Raw genomic sequence first — 18,697 nt, 5'->3', positions numbered from 1 at the left:
AAACAGGCAAGATTCTTGGAGGAAAATCATTTGTAAGGTAACCTGAAGGAGGTTGTATATCATGAGTTCTAATGGAGGAAGTATTCAACTGACCGCCCAGCCGAGAACAGAGAAGAAGGGTTCGGCTATTCGTGAATTGAGGTTAAAAGGACGGATTCCAGCTGTGGTTTACGGCTCTGAGCTTGAAGGAACCCCTGTACATGTCGATGCCAAGGAATTTAATAAAGTAGTCAAAACCGGACGTTCAGAGGTGTTCAACCTCACTGTAGAGGGTGGAGAAACCATTCCGGTTATTATTAAAGATTATCAACAGCGTGACAACCAATGGTTGCATGCCGATTTTTTGAAAATTGCCAAAAACAAACCGCTTCGCGTGCGTGTTTCTATTGATTATCAGGGTACACCTGTAGGTACAAAAACAGGCGGTATTCTGCAAGTTCAGGAAACGGAAGTTGAAGTCGAAGGTCTTCCTGCTGATTTACCATCTACCATTGAGGTGGATGTATCCGCACTGGATGTTGGCGACAAGCTGAGCGCTAGCGACTTGAAGCTCCCTAAAGGAGTAACACTGCACGTCCCTGAAGAAGAACTGCTTGCTTCTATTATCGTTCCGCGTGCAGTCGAAGTAGAGAATGCTGCTGTGGAAGGTGATGCAGCGGCAACCGAAGGCGCTGAAGAGGCTTCCGAAAACAAGGAATCCTAATGTTATCAGTTGGATTATGAACCTTTTTCAATTGCAGAAGATCATCAAAAAGGTATTCAAAATCGCTCCCTGCTAGGGGGGCGATTTTTTGCATTCATTTATTTACACTTACATACTCTTTCTCTTTAAAAAGTTGTCCTGTTGTGATTTGGTGTTTAAAAGGGAATGTGGTGTTTGTACGATTTTCATTCAATACGCGTTCTGATATGACGATATATATAGTATGGTATTTACATTTTTATTTTATGAATACCTAATATATATCTAAGGAGCGCGTACACAATCATGGACAGAACGAATGAATTGTTGTGGCAAAGAAACAAATTGGTGATCATTATTTTTTGGATTATGACCTTGAGCAGCACCATCCCGGCATTATCTAATCCATCGGTGTGGGTGTCTAGTGGTGTAGGATTTGTAGTCGCCGCAGTTTTGACGATTCTGAATATGAAAAAGAAAGGAATCCGCCTTATTCCTTGGATTATTACGTTGTATAGCGTATTAATATGTATATTTGTGAACTTATCTAGCGTGGAAGCAATGACTACGATCTTTATTTGCTCATTGTTGTTGCTCTACCCATCTTACCGATACTTTTTGGTAGCAATGGTCTTAAATCTGTGTAATATTTTTATACAAATTACCATCGGTACGCCAGCAACTCCCCCGGCTACCGGTCCTTTGCGTTATGTGCACGAGTTTATTATTGTTTTACTGATTGGTTTGCTATTGTTAGTGGTATCGGTGTTAAATCAAAAGCAGTTTAAGAAAACGGAAGAGCAAAATAAAGATATGGATGCCACAAGTCAACGTATTGAATTTTTGTTTGAACAAGTTGGACAAGCTGTAACTGGATTGCATAGCTTCACAGAACGATTCAGGCATCAAGTGGATGCTACCGGCAGCGTGACGAATGAAGTCGCCATCGGGTTTCAGGAGGTTGCCAAAGGGGTAGAAATGCAAGCTTCGAATATCACTGAGGTAACGGATAACTTGGCTCAGTCTGACCAGCACGTGCGCGAGGTTGCCGATCATTCCCGAGAATTGAAGCAGCTCTCCGAAGATACGAAAAGTGCCGGGAGCAGAGGGAGCAATCAACTGCTTGCATTAACGTCTCAAATTAAGGATTTGGGTCTGGTTATGAGTCGTACCAAAGAAGAATTGGACGAGTTTAAAACACAAAGTGATAATATGTCTGCCATGCTCAAAGATATTACTCAAATCTCGAAACAAACCAATTTGCTGTCCTTGAATGCATCCATTGAGGCTGCCAGAGCGGGAGAGCATGGAAAAGGATTTGCCATCGTGGCTGGCGAAGTGCGTAATTTGGCTGAAATGGCAGGGAATACCTCGGTGGCAATGGAAGGTATTTTGACCCAACTGAGAACTCAGATGGATTCTGTCGTAAGCCAATTTGACTTGGGACAGCAAAGACTACAGCAGAGTATGGAATCGGCCCATTCGACCGAAATTGTACTGGAGGATATCCTGCAAAATGCCAATAAAGTGCTGCTGCAGGCCGTGGAGGTGGAAGCCAGTACGAATAGTATGCAGCAATTCTCATCTCAGGTCGTTCAAGAGATGGAGGAGTTTTCAAGCGTTACAGAACAAGCGAGTGCAGCGTCAGAGCAAATTTTGGCTGGAGTAGAGGAGCAACGAAATATAACCTCCAATATGGTGACCGGATTTAATGAGCTGGAGACGTTGATTATCCAGTTAAAAGAACTGGTACATGATCAGAAGGAGGACAACATTCCTACCGAAATCAGCAAAAGCAAATAACAGAAATGCTTCATTATCGGACTAGAGATCCGGGGATTATCGCTATCAAGCGGTACTCTCCGGTTTTTTACTGCGTTTGAAGGGAAATGAAGAGGGGATTTCTAGAAGCTATAATTAGATGGAAGTTGATGGTATAATTTGTGGCAGTTTAAATGCTTTGAAATTAAGGGGGATGACCATGATCATAGGAAAGCAAGCACCCAAATTAAAAGCTGGAGACGAGATACGCATTCTTTCGCCGTCCAGAAGCTTGTCTATCGTTTCTGAGGAAAATCGCTTGATTGCCCAGCAAAGACTGGAGGAGCTTGGGTTTAAAGTGAGCTTTTCGCAATATGTGCTGGAAAGTGATGATTTTACATCTTCCTCGATAGAGTCCAGAGTCGCAGACTTGCACGAAGCTTTTGTCGATCCAAAGGTAAAGGGCATCCTGACTTCAATTGGGGGCTATAATGCCAATCAGCTCCTTACCTATCTTGACTATGAACTAATTGGAGCTCATCCTAAACGATTATGTGGTTATTCGGATATAACGGCGTTAAGCCATGCCATTTATGCCAAAACGGGGCTTATCACGTATGCAGGACCTCATTTTTTGACGTTCGCTATGTTGCGAGGAAATGAATATACGACGGCGTATTTCCAAAGGTTGATGTTGGATGAGGGCAGCATTCAAATCCAATCCTCGTCGGAGTGGAGTGACGATACCTGGTATCTAGATCAGGATCAAAGAAGCTTTCACCGCAATGCGGGTCCGTATGCGATTCATGAAGGGGAAGCAACGGGTACGATTGTGGGCGGAAACTTGTGTACCCTAAATTTGTTGCAGGGAACTCCGTATATGCCGAGTCTGGAAGGAAGCATTCTATTTGTTGAGGATGATTATGAAAGCTCTCCCGCTACGTTTGATCGGGATTTGCAATCACTGTTGCACCAGCCTGGATTTGATCAGGTTAAGGGGATCATCATAGGACGATTTCAGCAGGCGTCGCATATGACAGAAGCATTGCTGCGGCAAATCATTAGCTCGAAAAGGGAATTGACCTCCATCCCAGTGATTGCAGATGCTGATTTTGGTCATACCACGCCGCAGTTTACATATCCAATTGGCGGGAAGGCTAGCATCCGTGCCCGTGATGGCAGGGTGAGTATTGAAATATGTGAATAATTAACATAACCTATGTAGGCATATCCGTTTTTATTTGGGAGGAACGCAGGTGAACGCCTTGTTGGAAATGCTGATGCAGCTATTTGAGCGCGCAGCGTTGTTACTAATTTGTTTATTTTTTATTACACGTATCCCACGATTTAAGGAAACCTTGCAAAAGAACAGTCATTCCCCCGCAGAGCTAACCTTACTAACGTTGATTTTTTGCATGTTTGCACTGTTCGGTACGTACACCGGGATTGAAGTCGAAGGTTCGCTGGTTAACGTTCGAATCATTGCAATTATGGCGGGCGGTATTTTGTTTGGACCATGGGTTGGGATCGTTACAGGTATTGTATCAGGGATCCATCGTTATCTAATTGATATCGGGGGAGTGACCTCGATTCCGTGTCTGATTACAAGTATTCTGGCAGGTGTGGTGTCAGGATATATCGGTCGCCGGGTTAATCGTTCCAAGAGATGGCTAGTCGGTATCGCCGCAGGTATGGTCTGTGAAGCGTTGACGATGCTGCTCATTCTGGTGATGGCACAACCCCATGGCCTTGGTGTGGACATCGTTTCCAAGATCGGTCTACCCATGATTATCGGAGAAGTCAGTATCGGTTTAATCGTTCTGTTAATCCAGAGTGTGGAGGGGGAAAAGGAGAATATCGCGGCCAGACAGGCCAAGCTGGCACTGGATATTGCCAATAAGACGTTGCCTTATTTTCGCTCCATTAATGCGGAATCCTTGCATACCATTTGTTCGATCATAAAAGAAGATATCAAGGCAGACGCGGTAGCGATTACCGATACCAGAGATGTGCTGGCCTATGTCGGTTTTGGCGAAGAGCGTTATCACATCGGAGATGAGATTATTAGCGATGTGACTAAATCGACGATCCGCAGCGGTAAAATCACGATTCGCAACCATATTGCAGACGATAAGACACCGCAAATCCAGTCTCTGCTCATTATCCCGTTAGAGGAGCGGGGAGAAGTAACTGGCACCTTGAAGATTTACTATCGCAAAGCTTATAAAATCACGTATCCGTTGCAGACGATGGCGATTGGCTTGTCTCAAATCATTTCCACGTTAATGGAAGTGTCGCGTGTGGAGCAAATTAAGGAAGCGGCGAATAAAGCCGAGCTAAAGGCGCTCCAAACGAAAATTAATCCCCATTTTCTGTTTAACGCGCTGAACGCCATTGCCTCTACGACACGCACCAAGCCGGATAAGGCACGAGAGCTGATCATTAATTTATCGGGCTACCTGCGCTATAATTTGGAACTGAATGATGATTTGATCGAAATCCATAAAGAGCTTCAGCAGGTGTCTGATTACGTGGAAATTGAGAAAGCACGCTTCGGCAACCGGCTTCAGGTAGAATATGTAATGGATGAGGTGTCTGTGCGTATTCCAAGTCTTATTATCCAGCCCCTGGTTGAGAATGCGATTAATCACGGAATCCTCAAGAAAAAGGGGTCAGGTACAGTAACTATTTCTGTAAAGGATCGTGGAGAAAAGGTGCGTATTTCTGTGGCGGATACCGGGGTAGGTATACGGGATGATGTTGTGGATAACCTCTATCATGATCGGGTTCCGGCTAAACAGATCGGCTTGTACAATGTGCACAGACGACTCAAGCTTATGTACGGCGAAGGAGTTATTATTCTGAAGCATGAGCCGGGCACCGAAGTTTATTTTGACATACCAAAGGAGAAGTCATGAAGGCCATAATTGTAGAAGACGAACTTCCGGCACGTGAAGAGCTGGAGTATCTTATTCAGACTCATAGCAACATTGAGGTGACTGATAGTTTCGAGGATGGGCTAGATGTGTTTCGGTTTCTGCAAGATCAGGAGACGGACGCGATCTTTCTGGACATTAACATTCCTTCATTGGACGGGATGCTACTGGCACAGAACATTAGCAAATTTGCCAAAAAGCCCTATATTATTTTTACGACCGCCTATAAAGAACATGCGGCGCAGGCTTTTGAACTGGAGGCGTTCGACTACATCCTCAAACCATATGATGAAAAAAGGATCGCATCTATGCTGCGTAAGCTGGAAAATGCTTATGAGCAGCAGAACGTTCCAATACAGGAGCCTGTCCAGACGGCGCAACCCCGAGCTGCCGAAGCCAGCACCATTGCTGCGCCAGGTCGTATTAATCTGCTGAAAAATGACAAAATCATCGTAACGGATGCAAACGATATTTACTATGCGTGTGCGCAGGAAAAGGTGACCCGTGTCTTTACAAGGCACGAAGAATATACGATGCCGATGAGCATTTCGGAATTTCATGCCCGGCTGCCGCAGCAGGACTTTTTCCGCTGTCACCGATCGTACACGGTGAATTTGTCGCAGATCCGTGAAATTGTACCTTGGTTTAATCATACGTATCTCTTGCGTTTGCGTGGACTAGAAGCTGAAATTCCGGTAAGCCGTAGCAAGGCCAAGGAATTTCGGCAAATTATGCGACTTTAAAGGCATTTCATTCCGCTATATGTGCATTTCATTCCTCAAACGATTTCTGGCTTACATGCAGGGTTATAATAATCCATGTAGAGAGAATCCTTACAGACTTGCTCCTCCACAGGCGCAAAGCGTACTGGATTCCCGGTTATGATGATCACAAATTGACGCTGTAGAGCCGGAATGAAAAGAGGAGATTGAAATGAAAACAAACAGCGGAAATCGTTGGCTTGTCGTACTTGGAACAATAATTGTCCAGATGGGATTAGGAACCATTTACACATGGAGTTTATTTAATCAACCGTTGGTGGACCGCTTTGGCTGGAACCTCAGTTCGGTTGCCATTACATTTTCAATTACCAGTTTTGCACTGGCGTTTGCTACATTATTCGCAGGCAAACTACAGGATAAATGGGGATTACGTCGTCTGATTTTGTGTTCAGGTGTCGTGTTAGGAGCCGGTCTCATGCTCAGTTCGCAGGTAACATCGCTGTCCCTGCTATATATTTTGGCGGGTATTGTCGTAGGTTTTGCGGATGGAACGGCATATATTACATCACTGTCGAATCTGATTAAATGGTTTCCTGAGAAAAAAGGACTTATTTCCGGTATTTCGGTTGGGGCATATGGAACAGGCAGTCTTATATTCAAGTATATTAATGGTTCGTTGATTCAGTCCGTTGGCGTATCACAAGCGTTTTTATATTGGGGAATGATCGTGCTGATTATGATTGTGGGTGGTTCCTTCCTGGTAAGAGAAGCTGTAGTCGTGAACAAGCCTTCGGTACAAAATGGGGTTGTACAGCGGGACTACACCGTCAAAGAAATGCTGCGCACCAAGCAGGCATACCTGCTGTTCGTAATGTTCTTTACCGCTTGTATGAGTGGTCTCTACCTGATTGGAGTCGTCAAAGATATCGGCGTACGGATGGCCGGCCTTGATGTAGCAACAGCCGCTAATGCGGTCGCTATGGTCGCTATTTTCAACACGGCGGGCCGGATCATACTGGGTGCGCTATCGGATAAAGTAGGTCGTCTGAAAGTAGTAGCGGGTGCGTTGCTGACAACGGCGGTCGCAGTCACAGTGCTGAGTCTGGTACCACTGAATTTTGGTTTATTCTTTGCCTGTGTAGCAGGAATTGCTTTTTGCTTCGGCGGCAACATTACAGTCTTTCCTGCCATCGTAGCTGATTTCTTCGGTCTGAAAAATCAAAGCAAAAACTATGGTATTGTGTATCAAGGCTTTGGCCTCGGTGCGCTGGCGGGGTCATTTATTGCAGCCTTGCTCGGTGGATTCATCCCGACCTTTACCACGATTGCTGTGCTGTGTGTCGTATCGTTCCTAATTGCCCTCACCATTCGCACTCCAGAACAAGGCAAAGGCAAACTGCGCAGTGAACGGAAGAAAAATACGAACAGTGTGCGCAGCATGAAGCCTGGAACGAAACTGGGTTAAACGATTTGAGAAAAAAGAACCAGATGAATGCCAAAAGACCTGTCATCATTTCTCTAAGGGAGATTATGGCAGGTTATTTGTTTTTCCAATAATCTATTTTACGGTATAATAAAAAGATGTGTAATAAGCCGATATATACAAAAGACATAAGCTAAGAACCTGACAGGAGGACGAGTCATGATCGTGGATACAAGCGGGAATCTGCTTGCCCGCAATACGAAGCTGCGAAATACATATCAAATTCGAAGCGCCTTGTCCCGCAGTGAGCTGGCCATCGTGTATACGGCAAGGCTGTTGGATAACCGAGAAAAGGTCATTGTGAAGGAATTTTTTCCGAATGCCCTGGCTTTGCGAGGGATGGATCGAAAAACGGTCACTTGCGGTGCTTCTATGCAATCCAAATACGTGGAGTTTATGCATTATTTTTTGCGTGAAGGGCAAATGTTGAAGGAGTTAAGTCATCCGGGAATTGTCGGTTATATAGATCACTTTGAGGAAAATGGAACTGCCTATCTGGTCATGGAATACTGTGCAGGCAAGACATTGGATCGAATGATGAAAGAAGAAGCTGTGCCAACATCTGATCCCACTTTTTTGTACCACACGGTGCTACCTTTAATTGATGCCATGGAGTACATTCACGACAAAGGAATTATTCACCGGGATATTAAGCCGGGCAACATTATGATTGGGGAAAATGGCAACATCAAGCTGATTGATTTTGGTTCGGCTGTGCATTTTGAAGGCAAAGAGCATCCGATCTTTACTACGGCGGGCTATTCTCCGCTGGAATTTTACTCTAATCGTTCGCAGCAGGGGCCTGTGTCGGATATCTATAGTTTGGCCGCCACGCTGTATTATTGCCGAAAAGGAACACCTCCGCCAGATGTGCCAGGCCGATTGTTTGCAGATCATTCTGAGCGGATTCAGATTGAAAATGCGGGACTTTCTCTGCTGCCGTATGTCATTCGGCGTGGTCTGGAGGTACAGGCTAACAAGCGTTGCCGTTCACTTCGATGGTTTAAAGCCGCACTACGTGCGGAATATTGGATAAAAAAAGGGAAGCGCCCTACTCTTACGGTTCATTAATCGTAAGAGACGGTGCTTCTCTTTTTTTACGTTGTGACGGACATTATCCTGTCGGAGCTTGGATATGGTCGGTGTACACTGAAGTATTCGGTTTAATCGCTTTGTATCGCAGCTCGATTTCAGTGACACCATCCTCGAATGTAATGTACAGCTTGTCGCTGTACTCCATGACCGCTTTTTTGTTACGGGCTAATCTGATCTTTCCATGCTGTAAGGCGCAGCGTGTATCATGTTTTACGATTAGGCTCCCTTTTTTACCTGCGGAAAATACGATCCGTTCCGCTTCTGGCAACGGTTCGTGAACGTCAAGCGTACGGAACAATTCCTGCAAGCTGACCTTACGGCCCGGAAAGGAGGTGAGCGGCCAAGATTTTACCGGAATCTCCTGTCCACTTGCTGTAGCGAGAAAATATCCTTCAATTCTTCCGGCAAACTGCGGCTTTGGCCGCAAGAACCAATACAGAAGAGCGGCTACTACGACACTGATGGCTACTGTCCATTTAATGGCTGTATACCGGGATTGTACAGAAACGGTTAGTGTAGCGCTGCTGGATGCTCCTTCCGGATCGGTAGCTTTAATCTTCAGCTGAGAGTCACCTGTGTGGAGCTCTGATAGCAGCAGATCATTACCGTTAATCTCAGCATGTATCGTATCCCCAGAGCCTTCTGAATCCAGCTTATAGTTCAGCTTGTCATGATTGGGGTCAACAATAAAATCTGATAAACTTCGACGGGAATCGCTGTCTTCTTTTACCAGGTGAATCGTCAGGTCTTTTAAGACCTGTGGTGCTGCATTGGCCGCGTGAACCTTATGTACAATTCCCTTACGGTACCATTGCGGACTATCCAGAGATAGCTGCCATGTATAATCCCCGGTTTGAGGGAACGCATATTCGGTATGAAAGGCTCCTGACTTATAGGTCATAGGCACCTTTTTGGCTGTGCCACCCTTGGGAGTAACTACAATATGGGCTTGGAGAGACGTATATACGGCTTCATCTGTAAGCTTTTGATTGTTCGGCAACAGAAGCTGAGCTTGAAACGGTGTCGCTTGACCTTTCAGCAACTGCACAGGCTTGTCGCCATGAGTTGCCGTTGCTTGCTTTCCTCCCATGGTAGCTTCGGCTTCCAGTCGATAGCTGCCAAGTAAATTGATTTTCACCAAATCTCCGCGTATGCCCCGTAGCTTCAACTTCACTTTACCTGCCTGTGGATGTTCGATTTTTAAAATCGCATAGCGGCTCGACTTGTACCTGCGGACATTTTCTGAATTGGAATATAGCTGTGTTTCCAGAAGGGGATGCTCCGACAAAAGCACCAGATTGGCTTCCTCCATACTAGAATCAGGTAGAGTTACAGTTAATTCTTGCATCTCGCCAGTAGTCGTAATTGCAGCAATTGGGACGAGCTTGGAACGAATTTGACTGGCGAAAATACGGTTCAGAATTTCCGGCAGATCCTCGGCACTACTCGTAATAAAAGAAGCTCCACCCGTTTGAGAAGCGATCCGTTCGAGTTCTTGTCGGTTCACTGTGCCATCATGGTTCAGACCAATTGTGTACACCGGATATCCCTTGGTCTGTGCAGATTTGATGACAGAGGACACATCGTTATTGGAGTCACCTTTGGATCGGGAACCAGAGGAGGCACCAAAATCAGTCTCTCCATCAGACAACAGAATCATAAAAGGCTGACGCCCTTGGGATGCTCCTGCCGCTAGCAGCTCTGAGCCTTTGCGCAGTCCAAGTCCCAAATCCGTATAACCGGAACGGTTTAGCGTTCTGATTTCCTGTTGGATCTGGGATTTTTGCGCTGCCACGGCAATCGAAGTCAGTGGTTTCGAGGCGACCACATGGTGATTGTAGGCAACGAATCCGACGCGCGTACGGTCTGCATCACTCAAATCCATAAACATATTGATGACTTCGGCCGCAATGCCTTCAGGATCGGTATCCCTCATGGAATAACTGGTATCCAGTACAAAAACGGCATCGTAACCCTCGATCGGGACAGCACCTAAAGATGCTGCATTAGCCTGATTTACAGTGCAAATGACCCCGTTTAGGCTCATTTGTAAAAATAGTACAAAAGTCATGAAAACGATAATCCCTAGTTTCCTTATTCTGAACATAAGCTCCTCCATCGCCGAGGCCAATGTGGGGGGATTAACTCTCCTAATCCTTGGGATATAAGGGATAAAGGATCAAAACAGCTGATAACCCTCACATTAGCCATGAATTTGATTCTTTTACGCTTATCAGAAATATCCAATGGACTTCTATCGGTAATTGAGTTCTATTTGTGAATATTTCCCTGAAAAAACAGGTCTAACATATCATAAAAATTACGTATTTACGCATAAAATGAGCCAAAATGCCCTATTTCAATCTGAGACTACAGAAATTGACAAAACTAAAGAGTGCTTTGTATGATAGCTCTCGTATCAACGGCAAAAATTGGGATTGAAGTTAGGAATACGAAATCATAAATTTAAAATTCCTGTGTTATCTGACTTTTGATTTTGGAAATACATCTCACTTGCATGCTTTGCCGTTAAAAGCCGAATAACGCTTCGGACCGATTTTCGAGGTTACATGCCTGTACCTTAAATGTGGTATAAGCTCAATCCTTTGACGAATTTAAATGTTAAGTAGGGGGGAGGAGGCAAAAGAACTAAAAATGAGTTTCGTCCGTTTCAAATTGGACATCCCATGTCCGTATATGGAGCAATGGACCTATAACTCATACTTTGTTCATTTGCCGACAGCGATGGAAATCATTTATCAAACCAACCGGACAATGCTTTTTGAAGAGATTAACCCGGAAAAGCTGGACCTGATCACCATTGTAGGTGATGTGAAGGGTATTGACAGCTTGAGCGATGAGAAGATCAAGGAAATTAATCAGCACCTTCTGGTGCGCAGCTTTGACGAATTTTTGGATAAGTTTTCGCCGACCGTGTATTCGTTTTTTAACGCGGCCAATCAAAAAGTCGTCTACACCCTTAAAAAGCCAGAGGGAATTGATGAGGATAGCATTTCTGAAATTCGTGTAAATCAAAGTAATGATTTTCTGAAAATGTTGTTTACGCTCATTGATACCAAGCGCAGTCAAGGAATCACCAATGTAGATTTCAAATTTGAAAATCTGCTGGATATGATTTCACCGAAAAAGGTTATGGATGATATTCGTCAAGTCCGCAAAGAGATTCACTATATGTACGGTGAATACGACAAGCTGGATGATGGCGATCCGAAGAAACTCGACATGGGTGACAAGCTGAATGGAATGTTCGAGGAAGCGAGTCAGAACTATAACAACGTTATGGCTATGCTCCCACTGGCAATTGAGGACATCAAAACCCGCCTTCTGCTCGGTGGCGCCCAAGAGGAAAACTCCGGTGAGCTGATCCAGGTGGGTATGCTCTCCATTGGGGAAAGCGGCGAACTGAAAATTATTGAAGCGCCGAAGAGCGACAGCACTGAGCTGATGCTGTTGGATGAGAACAGCACTGGCGATCTCTCCCAAGTATTCGAAGAGGATTATAACTCCATCACAGATACGCCTTCTGACTATGTGAAGGATTTGGTGGTTCGCACATTTGTGCCACTGCCAGCTGTTCAGACGAAGGTGGATACAGCGGTTGAAGTTCAAAACTACAACACGTATCTGGAGTTCTATAAAAATGCCAAGGACGATTTCGTAAAGGCGGTTAAGCCGCTTGTGGAGAAAATCCTCGGTGTCAAAATGTTCTTCGATCAATATGCAACGAAGAGCAAAGGTATGCTGCCGACAATGCTGGTGGCGAACAACAAGCTGGACATGCTGGTGAAAAGCAGCAATATCCCGCGCCTGGAAACGTACCTGAACACTGTGAATGCTAAGAATGAGTTCAGCGACACGATCTGGTTCGGTATCGTTCCATCCGTCGAGCTGGAAGCAGCCGGTAAGGTAAAGGTTTCACGTGAACGCTTCAAGGGTAACGAGAAGGTCGTTAAGCAGGGCGGAAATTCTATGGAATCGCTCTCGATGCTGCTGCAAGTCGTGAAGGATTACAAAATTCAAATGTTCTTTAACTTTGAATCCGGTGAAGAAACGACTTTCAACAGTATGGCGACAGCAGGCATCGACAAATATGTCGATAAATGCGCCAGTCTCGTTCGCAGAGAATATAGCGAATTTGCTATTCCTTGCGTACCGAACTTTACGATTATTCCGAAGGACAAATCGGGTGTCATTATCGACAGCAAAATGCTACAGACCGAAGACGGTGTACAGCTCTCTAAGGAGAAAGAGGATATTCTCAAGCTGTGGATCGAGGGTGTTTATGTAGGTGCAGCCTACGTTGCCGCTGGCTTGGTCGCTTCCTATCAGTGTCCTGAGTACCTGCGTGAGACGTTCAAAACGGTCAATAAGAACTTCCCTGGCGTACGCTTCGACATCGAAGCAGGAGACAACAGCCTGCGCACGGTAACGACGATGGCCAAGGAAATCACCGGATTCACTAACACTATCAAGGATGCCATCAACCGTAAAAACTTCGGTTTTGTATTCTCGTCGGAGAATGCTCAGATCCAGGATAAGGATATCCGCCGGATTACCGTCTACAAGGCGAGAAGCATGGCGATGTCCGAGGATGGTTTTGACTCCATCTACAAGACGCTGGTCAGCACGTACATTGAACGTATTTTGCGCTACCAGACTGGGGACTTCAAACACGAAAATATCGTCCGCTTCTTCAGTAACAATCCGAGCAGTCAGAAGAGCAAGTGGCTGAGCAGCAGAGGATCTGTTAACTCGATCATTCAGGATGGAGACGATATGAGCTTCATTATTGATGAGAAAAGCAATATGTGTCATATCGATCTGGTCTTCAACGGTAATGTGAAGAACCTGGAAGTCATGATCACTAAGGGAACCAGCTCGGTCAAATCATGATCCGAGCACTACGAAAGATGTTAGAGGCGTTTCTATCCAGAACCGCCTTTATACATAAATCGCGGAGAAGCTTTGCATCTCCCGCCATCATATTACCTAATTTCAAGGAGGCAACACACATGGGATTCAGATTGAAAGTAGAAGGACAAGAAACAATCGAGCTGGGCTTGGATAACATCCAAACGGTTATTTATGACACCGATACACCGGACGATTCCAATGCACGCTCCACTGACGTAGGCTCCACGCTGCGCATCAGCGGTAAAATCATCACAGCCGTAGACGGTGACAGCGCGGATGACACGCTGAAACTGGCTTTGTGGTCACTGGTTCCTGCTGAAAAAGCAGACAGCTACCGTAAAGTAACACTGGAAGTTATCGCAGCTGATCAAGTTGTGCGTAAAATCCACTTCCCGAATGCTTTCGTTGTAGACTACACCGAGCACTTCGGCGACACAGAAGGTGTAGGTGCATTTACACTCTACATCAAACAAAAGAAAGACAAAACCGAGCTGGCTACAATCGACGGCGGATATCCGGTTTAAGCTTAACGTCTTCACGTTAAGTGCAGCTTAAACACACACTCACCCGGCACACAAGTGCAGGGTGGATAAATATTAAGAGGCCTACGGGTCTCTTAATATTTATTTTTTTCGGAGAGGGGAACATCACACAATGACCAACTACTATGAGCTGCTCGGTGTCAGCCGGGATGCTTCGGAGGCAGAGATTAAGCAGGCTTACCGTAAACTGGCCAAAAAGTATCATCCTGATACCAACCAGGGAAGCGAGGAAGCAACGCGCAAGTTCAAGCTGATTCACGAGGCTTACAATACCTTGCGTGACGAAGCATTGCGGCAGGCATACGATGCCGAGCTCATCCGAAAAACTGAGGGAGCTGGCGGGGAACAGCAAGAGAGAGGGAGAGGGGCTGCATCCTCCAGCGGTGCGCGTACGGCAGCCAAAGGATTCAATCCGGCTGATATAGGAACTGACTTTGAGCAATTTTTTGGTTTTCATCCGAAAACGAAGGAGGGCTCACCAGGGAAAAAAACGAAAAAAACCGGTGATCCGACGGATACCTCCGCGATGTTTAACCAATTTTTCGGTATTCGTAAAAAGTGATGATTTCAGGATAGAAATGGGGGAAGCAAGCAGTGAAAACGGCGCAGAACAGATGGGTTTTCATCATAGATGTTGCCATGTTCGGGCTGATGCTGGCGATCGCCTTTTATGTGTTTAATCGTACAGGCTACAGCGGTTTGAAAACCGTGGTCGCGATAGGTATTGGAATCGGCGTGCTTGTATACATATTGCGCAATCTAGTGTCCGTTGTACCCGTGGCCAAGCCAAAGGCGCAACGTCAGCGGATTGCCAAGCTGGTGTTGATTGATGAAGAGGGCGAGTCCATTAAAGAATGGTATATCGAAGGCGAAACGTCGCTATTAATCGGTAAAACAACGTCGCGTTCGGAGGCGGATATTGATTTGGTAGGTACAGATTATGCCTCCCTGGTAAGTGTGGAGCATGCGGTACTCAACCGGGTGAACAGCGACTGGTTTGTGGAGGATGTGGATTCCGGTAATGGTACAGGCTTGAGGTCTGCCAACGAAAGTGTAACCAAGAAGTTGGAAAGCGGTGAGCCATACCGGATTTACTCAGGTGATTTATTATATATTGCCAATACGAGACTGCTCGTTAAATAGATGAGGATGCTGCAAAATCCTCAGATCGCTGAAAAGACAATCATGACAATGGAGGAAGGAACCGACTATGAGTTTGACAAGATGCCCGAACGGACACATGTTCAGTACACGAAAGCACGGAAATACGTGTCCTTATTGCAACACGGTAGTAAATGTAGCTGCACCCAAGAGCGCGGAGCCAGCAGCGAAAACAAACGTCGCAGGAGATAACGACAAAACAATGCCGTATTTGGGCGAGACGGTGGGCATTCATCCGGTAACCGGATGGCTGGTATGCATCGAAGGAGCACAGGTGGGTCAGGATTATCGCATTATGGCGGAGAAAAACTTTATCGGGCGCGCAGAGGAAATGCATGTCCGCATTATCGGGGACAACACGATTTCCCGTAGAAATCATGCGGTCATTGTGTATGATCCGAAGAAACGTAACTTTTACTTGCTGCCAGGCGATTCATCAGGTTTGGCGTACCACAATAACGAGGCGGTATATTCACCAGCAGAGCTGGCTGCCTATGACGTGATTCAGCTGGGACACAGCAAATTTATCTTTATCCCGCTGTGTGGCGCCCATTTTGAGTGGGATAACGAAAACTAGGACGGAATTGGGCAATGGTGCAGGGAGGTAACGATATGCAGCCTTATTTTGTTGTAAGTGGAGCTGCGGTACTATTCGCTGTTCTGCTCATGATCCGTATACGACTGACGCGAAGTTCCGGCAGCCGTACCGTGAGTGGAATTGAGATCGGAAATGGTCAAACGATCGGGAGCCGGAGCGAGCAGGATGATTATTTCTCCAGTATGACGACACCTGTCGGTACGCTGGCTGTTGTCGCAGACGGTATTAGTGGGCTGGCCAATGGGCGTATGTCCAGTACCTTGGCTGTGACGACTTTTACGAAGGCGTTTGCCAAGCTGGAAGATGCAACGAATTTGAATGGATATTTTGCAGAGGCGGCAACTCAAAGCAATCGCGGCATTTTGCAAAATTTGAACGGACAGGGCGGAGGAACGACGCTGGCTGCGGTCATTGTGTGCGGCTATCAGCTGTATTACGGAGCGGTGGGCGACAGCTTGATTACGATTTACCGCAATGGTCATTTCCAAACAGTCAATTCCAAGCATACAGCAGAAACACTGCTGGAGGAACGAGTGCTTGCTGGACAAATGACCTCGGAGGAAGCCAAAACGAGTCCAGTGCGCAATCAACTGGTCAACTACTTGGGCTATGAGGGCTTTGAGAGCATGGAAATGGGTAATGCACCGATTCGTCTGTATTCAGGCGATCATGTGCTGCTGTGCAGCGATGGCATTCAGGAGGCGCTGACGGAGATTGAATTGGAAGAGATTATGCGCAAGGGTGGAACACCGCAGGAAACAGCGGATGCCATGATCGATGCCATTAATGATAAAGGCTTTAAAAGTCAGGATAATGCGACAGTACTTATTTTGGCGATAGGATGAAACAAGAAAGACGGGGGTAGCGATGCGCAAGGACAACAGCGATTTTAGTACCGCCTTTGTGTCGGAAGCGGGCTCTTACATAGACAACCGGGACTATTTTGCATTCATGGAGACGGACGACATGGCCTGTTATGTCCTCGCAGACGGTCTGGATTCGGATCAGGAGCTGCGTAGCGCAGAAATGGTTGTCAAAACGGTGCTGGAAAACTTCATGGAGAAGCCTTCCATGTCCAAACGGCGCTTGATGAGAGATCTGCGTGAAGCGCAGGAATGGCTGCAATTTGAAAGCCGTCGCGTTCGGCTTAAAGCCAGTCTGCTGATGGTAGTGACCAACTATAACAAAATGGTGTATGTTTCGTGCGGTAATGTGCGGCTATATCATTTTCGCAATGGAAGGCTTAATTTTCGCAGTAAGGATCATAGTCTGGCTCAGTCATTGGCAGATGATGGACGCATTCCAGACGAAGCGACCAGCACACATGAGGAACGAGGTAATCTGCTGGAATACTTGGGAAATCCGAATGGAGTTCATGCCCATTACGCCAAAAAGACCCAGCTTGCAGATGGAGATGTAATCCTGCTTGCCACCTCAGGGATGTGGGAGGACGTCGAGCTGGCGGAAATGCTGGGGGCGCTGGAGGAAGCGAAGGACCCGGTCATGCTGACGGACACCTTGGAAGAGGTTCTGCTAAGCAAACAGCACCGGACGGTGAATAATTACACGGCTGCGGCCATTTATGTAAATAAAGTTTTTCAGGAAAAGCCTAAAAACCGCCGCAAGTTGATCAAACGGATTTTGCTTGCTTTGCTTGTTTTTATTGTTGTGGGCGGGGGAGCATGGATTACGCTGGCTCGTATGGCTGCGAATAAGGCAGCTGCACTGGAAACGATGATCGAATCAGCCCAAGCCGCAGACGATTATGCAAGGACAGGAGATTATGCGAAGGCGCTCAAGTCCTACAGCGAAGCGAAAAATGCGGCGGTTAAAATTAACGATAAGATTCATAAGCGACTGTATACAGCCGAGCAGAAACTATCTCAATTGCTGGTGGACGGAGACGGCTACGTGGAAAAGGCGGACTTTACCAAAGCTGAAGCCAGCTACGAGAAAGCACGGAAAAGCGCCGGGCTATATCCACCGTTTAATGTGAAGGATATTGAGCATAAAATCGATCAATTGGACAGCTATGCCGAGACAGCGAGCTGGATGAAGGACGGAGATTTAAAATTTCAGGGCGGCGATTACACGAATGCGCTTAAGCTATACAAGAAAGCAAACAAGGCTGCGATGGAATCCGGTTATACGTCCGCGCAAAAAGAACTGGAGAAGAAAATTACCGAGGCCAACGATAAATTGACAGCTATTCAGCAGCAGCTCAAGGAGATTCAAGCTGGAAAACTTCAGGCCAAAGGGGATCGGATGATGAAGGATCTCGATTATGAAGGAGCCATTGATGCCTATAGCGGGGCACAGGAAATTTATCAGGAGATCGATAAGCTCGAAAGTGTTCTGGCATTGGAGCGGAGCATTGCCAAGGCGGAGGAAAAGCAGAGCGCGGAACAGCAGAAAAATGGTCAGCTTCCTGCTGGATTGGGATTGTCTGATGGAGCATTGAACGACACGGACGCAGGGGACACAGCGGGTGGAGCTTTATCTTCTGCTGCTGCAACCCCTGCTGCAGAATCGCAAACGAAGGCTGCGCCAACGGCTTCAGCGGGAACCACACCCGCGAAGAAGGAAGCCACTTCGGCTGCAAAGAGCATGGGTACAGGCGATGGAACTGCCCCTTCGGCCAAGGTGGATACCAACAAAGAGCAAGGAACTGCTGATTCCGCTTCTAAAACAGCAGGGGCGTCTGATTCAGAGAACCAAGATCGGGCTGCTGCGAACGGAAGTTAATGTTTTCCATGTTCAATGAATGCTGGAGCCGGAAAGG

General features: G+C 46.3%; 15 protein-coding genes. 14 read left to right on the top strand and 1 reads right to left on the bottom strand.

Translation table 11 applies throughout. The features are described from left to right. The first annotated feature begins 61 nt into the window (after positions 1-61). The 7 genes from ACWGXJ_RS18445 (at position 62) to ACWGXJ_RS18415 (ending at position 8,655) form a co-directional block, all read left to right on the top strand. Positions 62-703 (top strand): 50S ribosomal protein L25, encoded by a 642-nt coding sequence (locus tag ACWGXJ_RS18445; RefSeq protein ID WP_235308880.1) that lies wholly within the window; start codon positions 62-64, stop codon positions 701-703. Positions 704-988: 285 nt separating this feature from the next. Next, entirely contained in the window at positions 989-2,485 is a 1,497-nt protein-coding gene (locus ACWGXJ_RS18440; protein ID WP_452567358.1) for a methyl-accepting chemotaxis protein, read from the top strand. A gap of 178 nt (positions 2,486-2,663) precedes the next feature. Then, the gene (locus ACWGXJ_RS18435; RefSeq protein WP_452567357.1) at positions 2,664-3,650 is read left to right on the top strand and encodes a S66 family peptidase; all 987 of its coding nucleotides are present in this window, start codon (positions 2,664-2,666) and stop codon (positions 3,648-3,650) included. Between the two features lie 49 nt (positions 3,651-3,699). Further along, positions 3,700-5,361 (top strand): sensor histidine kinase, encoded by a 1,662-nt coding sequence (locus ACWGXJ_RS18430; RefSeq protein WP_172828267.1) that lies wholly within the window; start codon positions 3,700-3,702, stop codon positions 5,359-5,361. Further along, complete coding sequence (locus ACWGXJ_RS18425; protein WP_235308886.1) at positions 5,358-6,122, top strand: LytR/AlgR family response regulator transcription factor; 765 nt, start codon at positions 5,358-5,360, stop codon at positions 6,120-6,122. The genes ACWGXJ_RS18430 and ACWGXJ_RS18425 overlap by 4 nt, the downstream gene beginning before the upstream one ends. 190 nt (positions 6,123-6,312) lie before the next feature. After that, positions 6,313-7,566, top strand: a complete 1,254-nt coding sequence (locus ACWGXJ_RS18420) for an L-lactate MFS transporter (protein WP_452567356.1) — start codon at positions 6,313-6,315, stop codon at positions 7,564-7,566. Positions 7,567-7,743: 177 nt separating this feature from the next. Continuing rightward, positions 7,744-8,655, top strand: coding sequence for a serine/threonine protein kinase (locus ACWGXJ_RS18415; RefSeq protein ID WP_254325064.1), 912 nt, complete (start codon positions 7,744-7,746; stop codon positions 8,653-8,655). Positions 8,656-8,698: 43 nt separating this feature from the next. Here the strand turns inward: ACWGXJ_RS18415 and ACWGXJ_RS18410 are convergent, their stop codons facing one another. Next, the gene (locus ACWGXJ_RS18410) at positions 8,699-10,786 is read right to left on the bottom strand and encodes a vWA domain-containing protein (protein WP_452567355.1); all 2,088 of its coding nucleotides are present in this window, start codon (positions 10,784-10,786) and stop codon (positions 8,699-8,701) included. A gap of 638 nt (positions 10,787-11,424) precedes the next feature. On the opposite strand from ACWGXJ_RS18410, the gene ACWGXJ_RS18405 reads away from it, so the two are divergent. From ACWGXJ_RS18405 to ACWGXJ_RS18375, 7 genes are all read left to right on the top strand, one after another. Then, positions 11,425-13,593: a hypothetical protein gene (locus tag ACWGXJ_RS18405; protein ID WP_023989860.1), complete on the top strand. Its 2,169-nt coding sequence runs from the start codon at positions 11,425-11,427 to the stop codon at positions 13,591-13,593. 119 nt (positions 13,594-13,712) lie between these two features. Further along, complete coding sequence (locus ACWGXJ_RS18400) at positions 13,713-14,138, top strand: hypothetical protein (RefSeq protein WP_025685506.1); 426 nt, start codon at positions 13,713-13,715, stop codon at positions 14,136-14,138. A gap of 130 nt (positions 14,139-14,268) precedes the next feature. Continuing rightward, positions 14,269-14,718, top strand: coding sequence for a DnaJ domain-containing protein (locus tag ACWGXJ_RS18395; protein WP_442435064.1), 450 nt, complete (start codon positions 14,269-14,271; stop codon positions 14,716-14,718). 32 nt (positions 14,719-14,750) lie between these two features. Then, positions 14,751-15,299 carry an FHA domain-containing protein gene (locus tag ACWGXJ_RS18390; protein ID WP_023989858.1) on the top strand — a complete coding sequence of 183 codons (549 nt, stop codon included), beginning with the start codon at positions 14,751-14,753 and terminating at the stop codon, positions 15,297-15,299. A 67-nt stretch (positions 15,300-15,366) separates the two neighbouring features. After that, the gene (locus ACWGXJ_RS18385; protein ID WP_025720819.1) at positions 15,367-15,894 is read left to right on the top strand and encodes an FHA domain-containing protein; all 528 of its coding nucleotides are present in this window, start codon (positions 15,367-15,369) and stop codon (positions 15,892-15,894) included. A gap of 35 nt (positions 15,895-15,929) precedes the next feature. After that, positions 15,930-16,760, top strand: a complete 831-nt coding sequence (locus ACWGXJ_RS18380; RefSeq protein ID WP_342418727.1) for a PP2C family protein-serine/threonine phosphatase — start codon at positions 15,930-15,932, stop codon at positions 16,758-16,760. 22 nt (positions 16,761-16,782) lie between these two features. Next, positions 16,783-18,660, top strand: a complete 1,878-nt coding sequence (locus tag ACWGXJ_RS18375) for a serine/threonine protein phosphatase (RefSeq protein WP_452567354.1) — start codon at positions 16,783-16,785, stop codon at positions 18,658-18,660. Positions 18,661-18,697: the final 37 nt, after the last annotated feature.

The organism is Paenibacillus sp. S33 (genome assembly GCF_053615415.1).
Note: the sequence above shows the minus strand (reverse complement) of the source record. Positions and strands in the feature narration are given on the sequence as shown.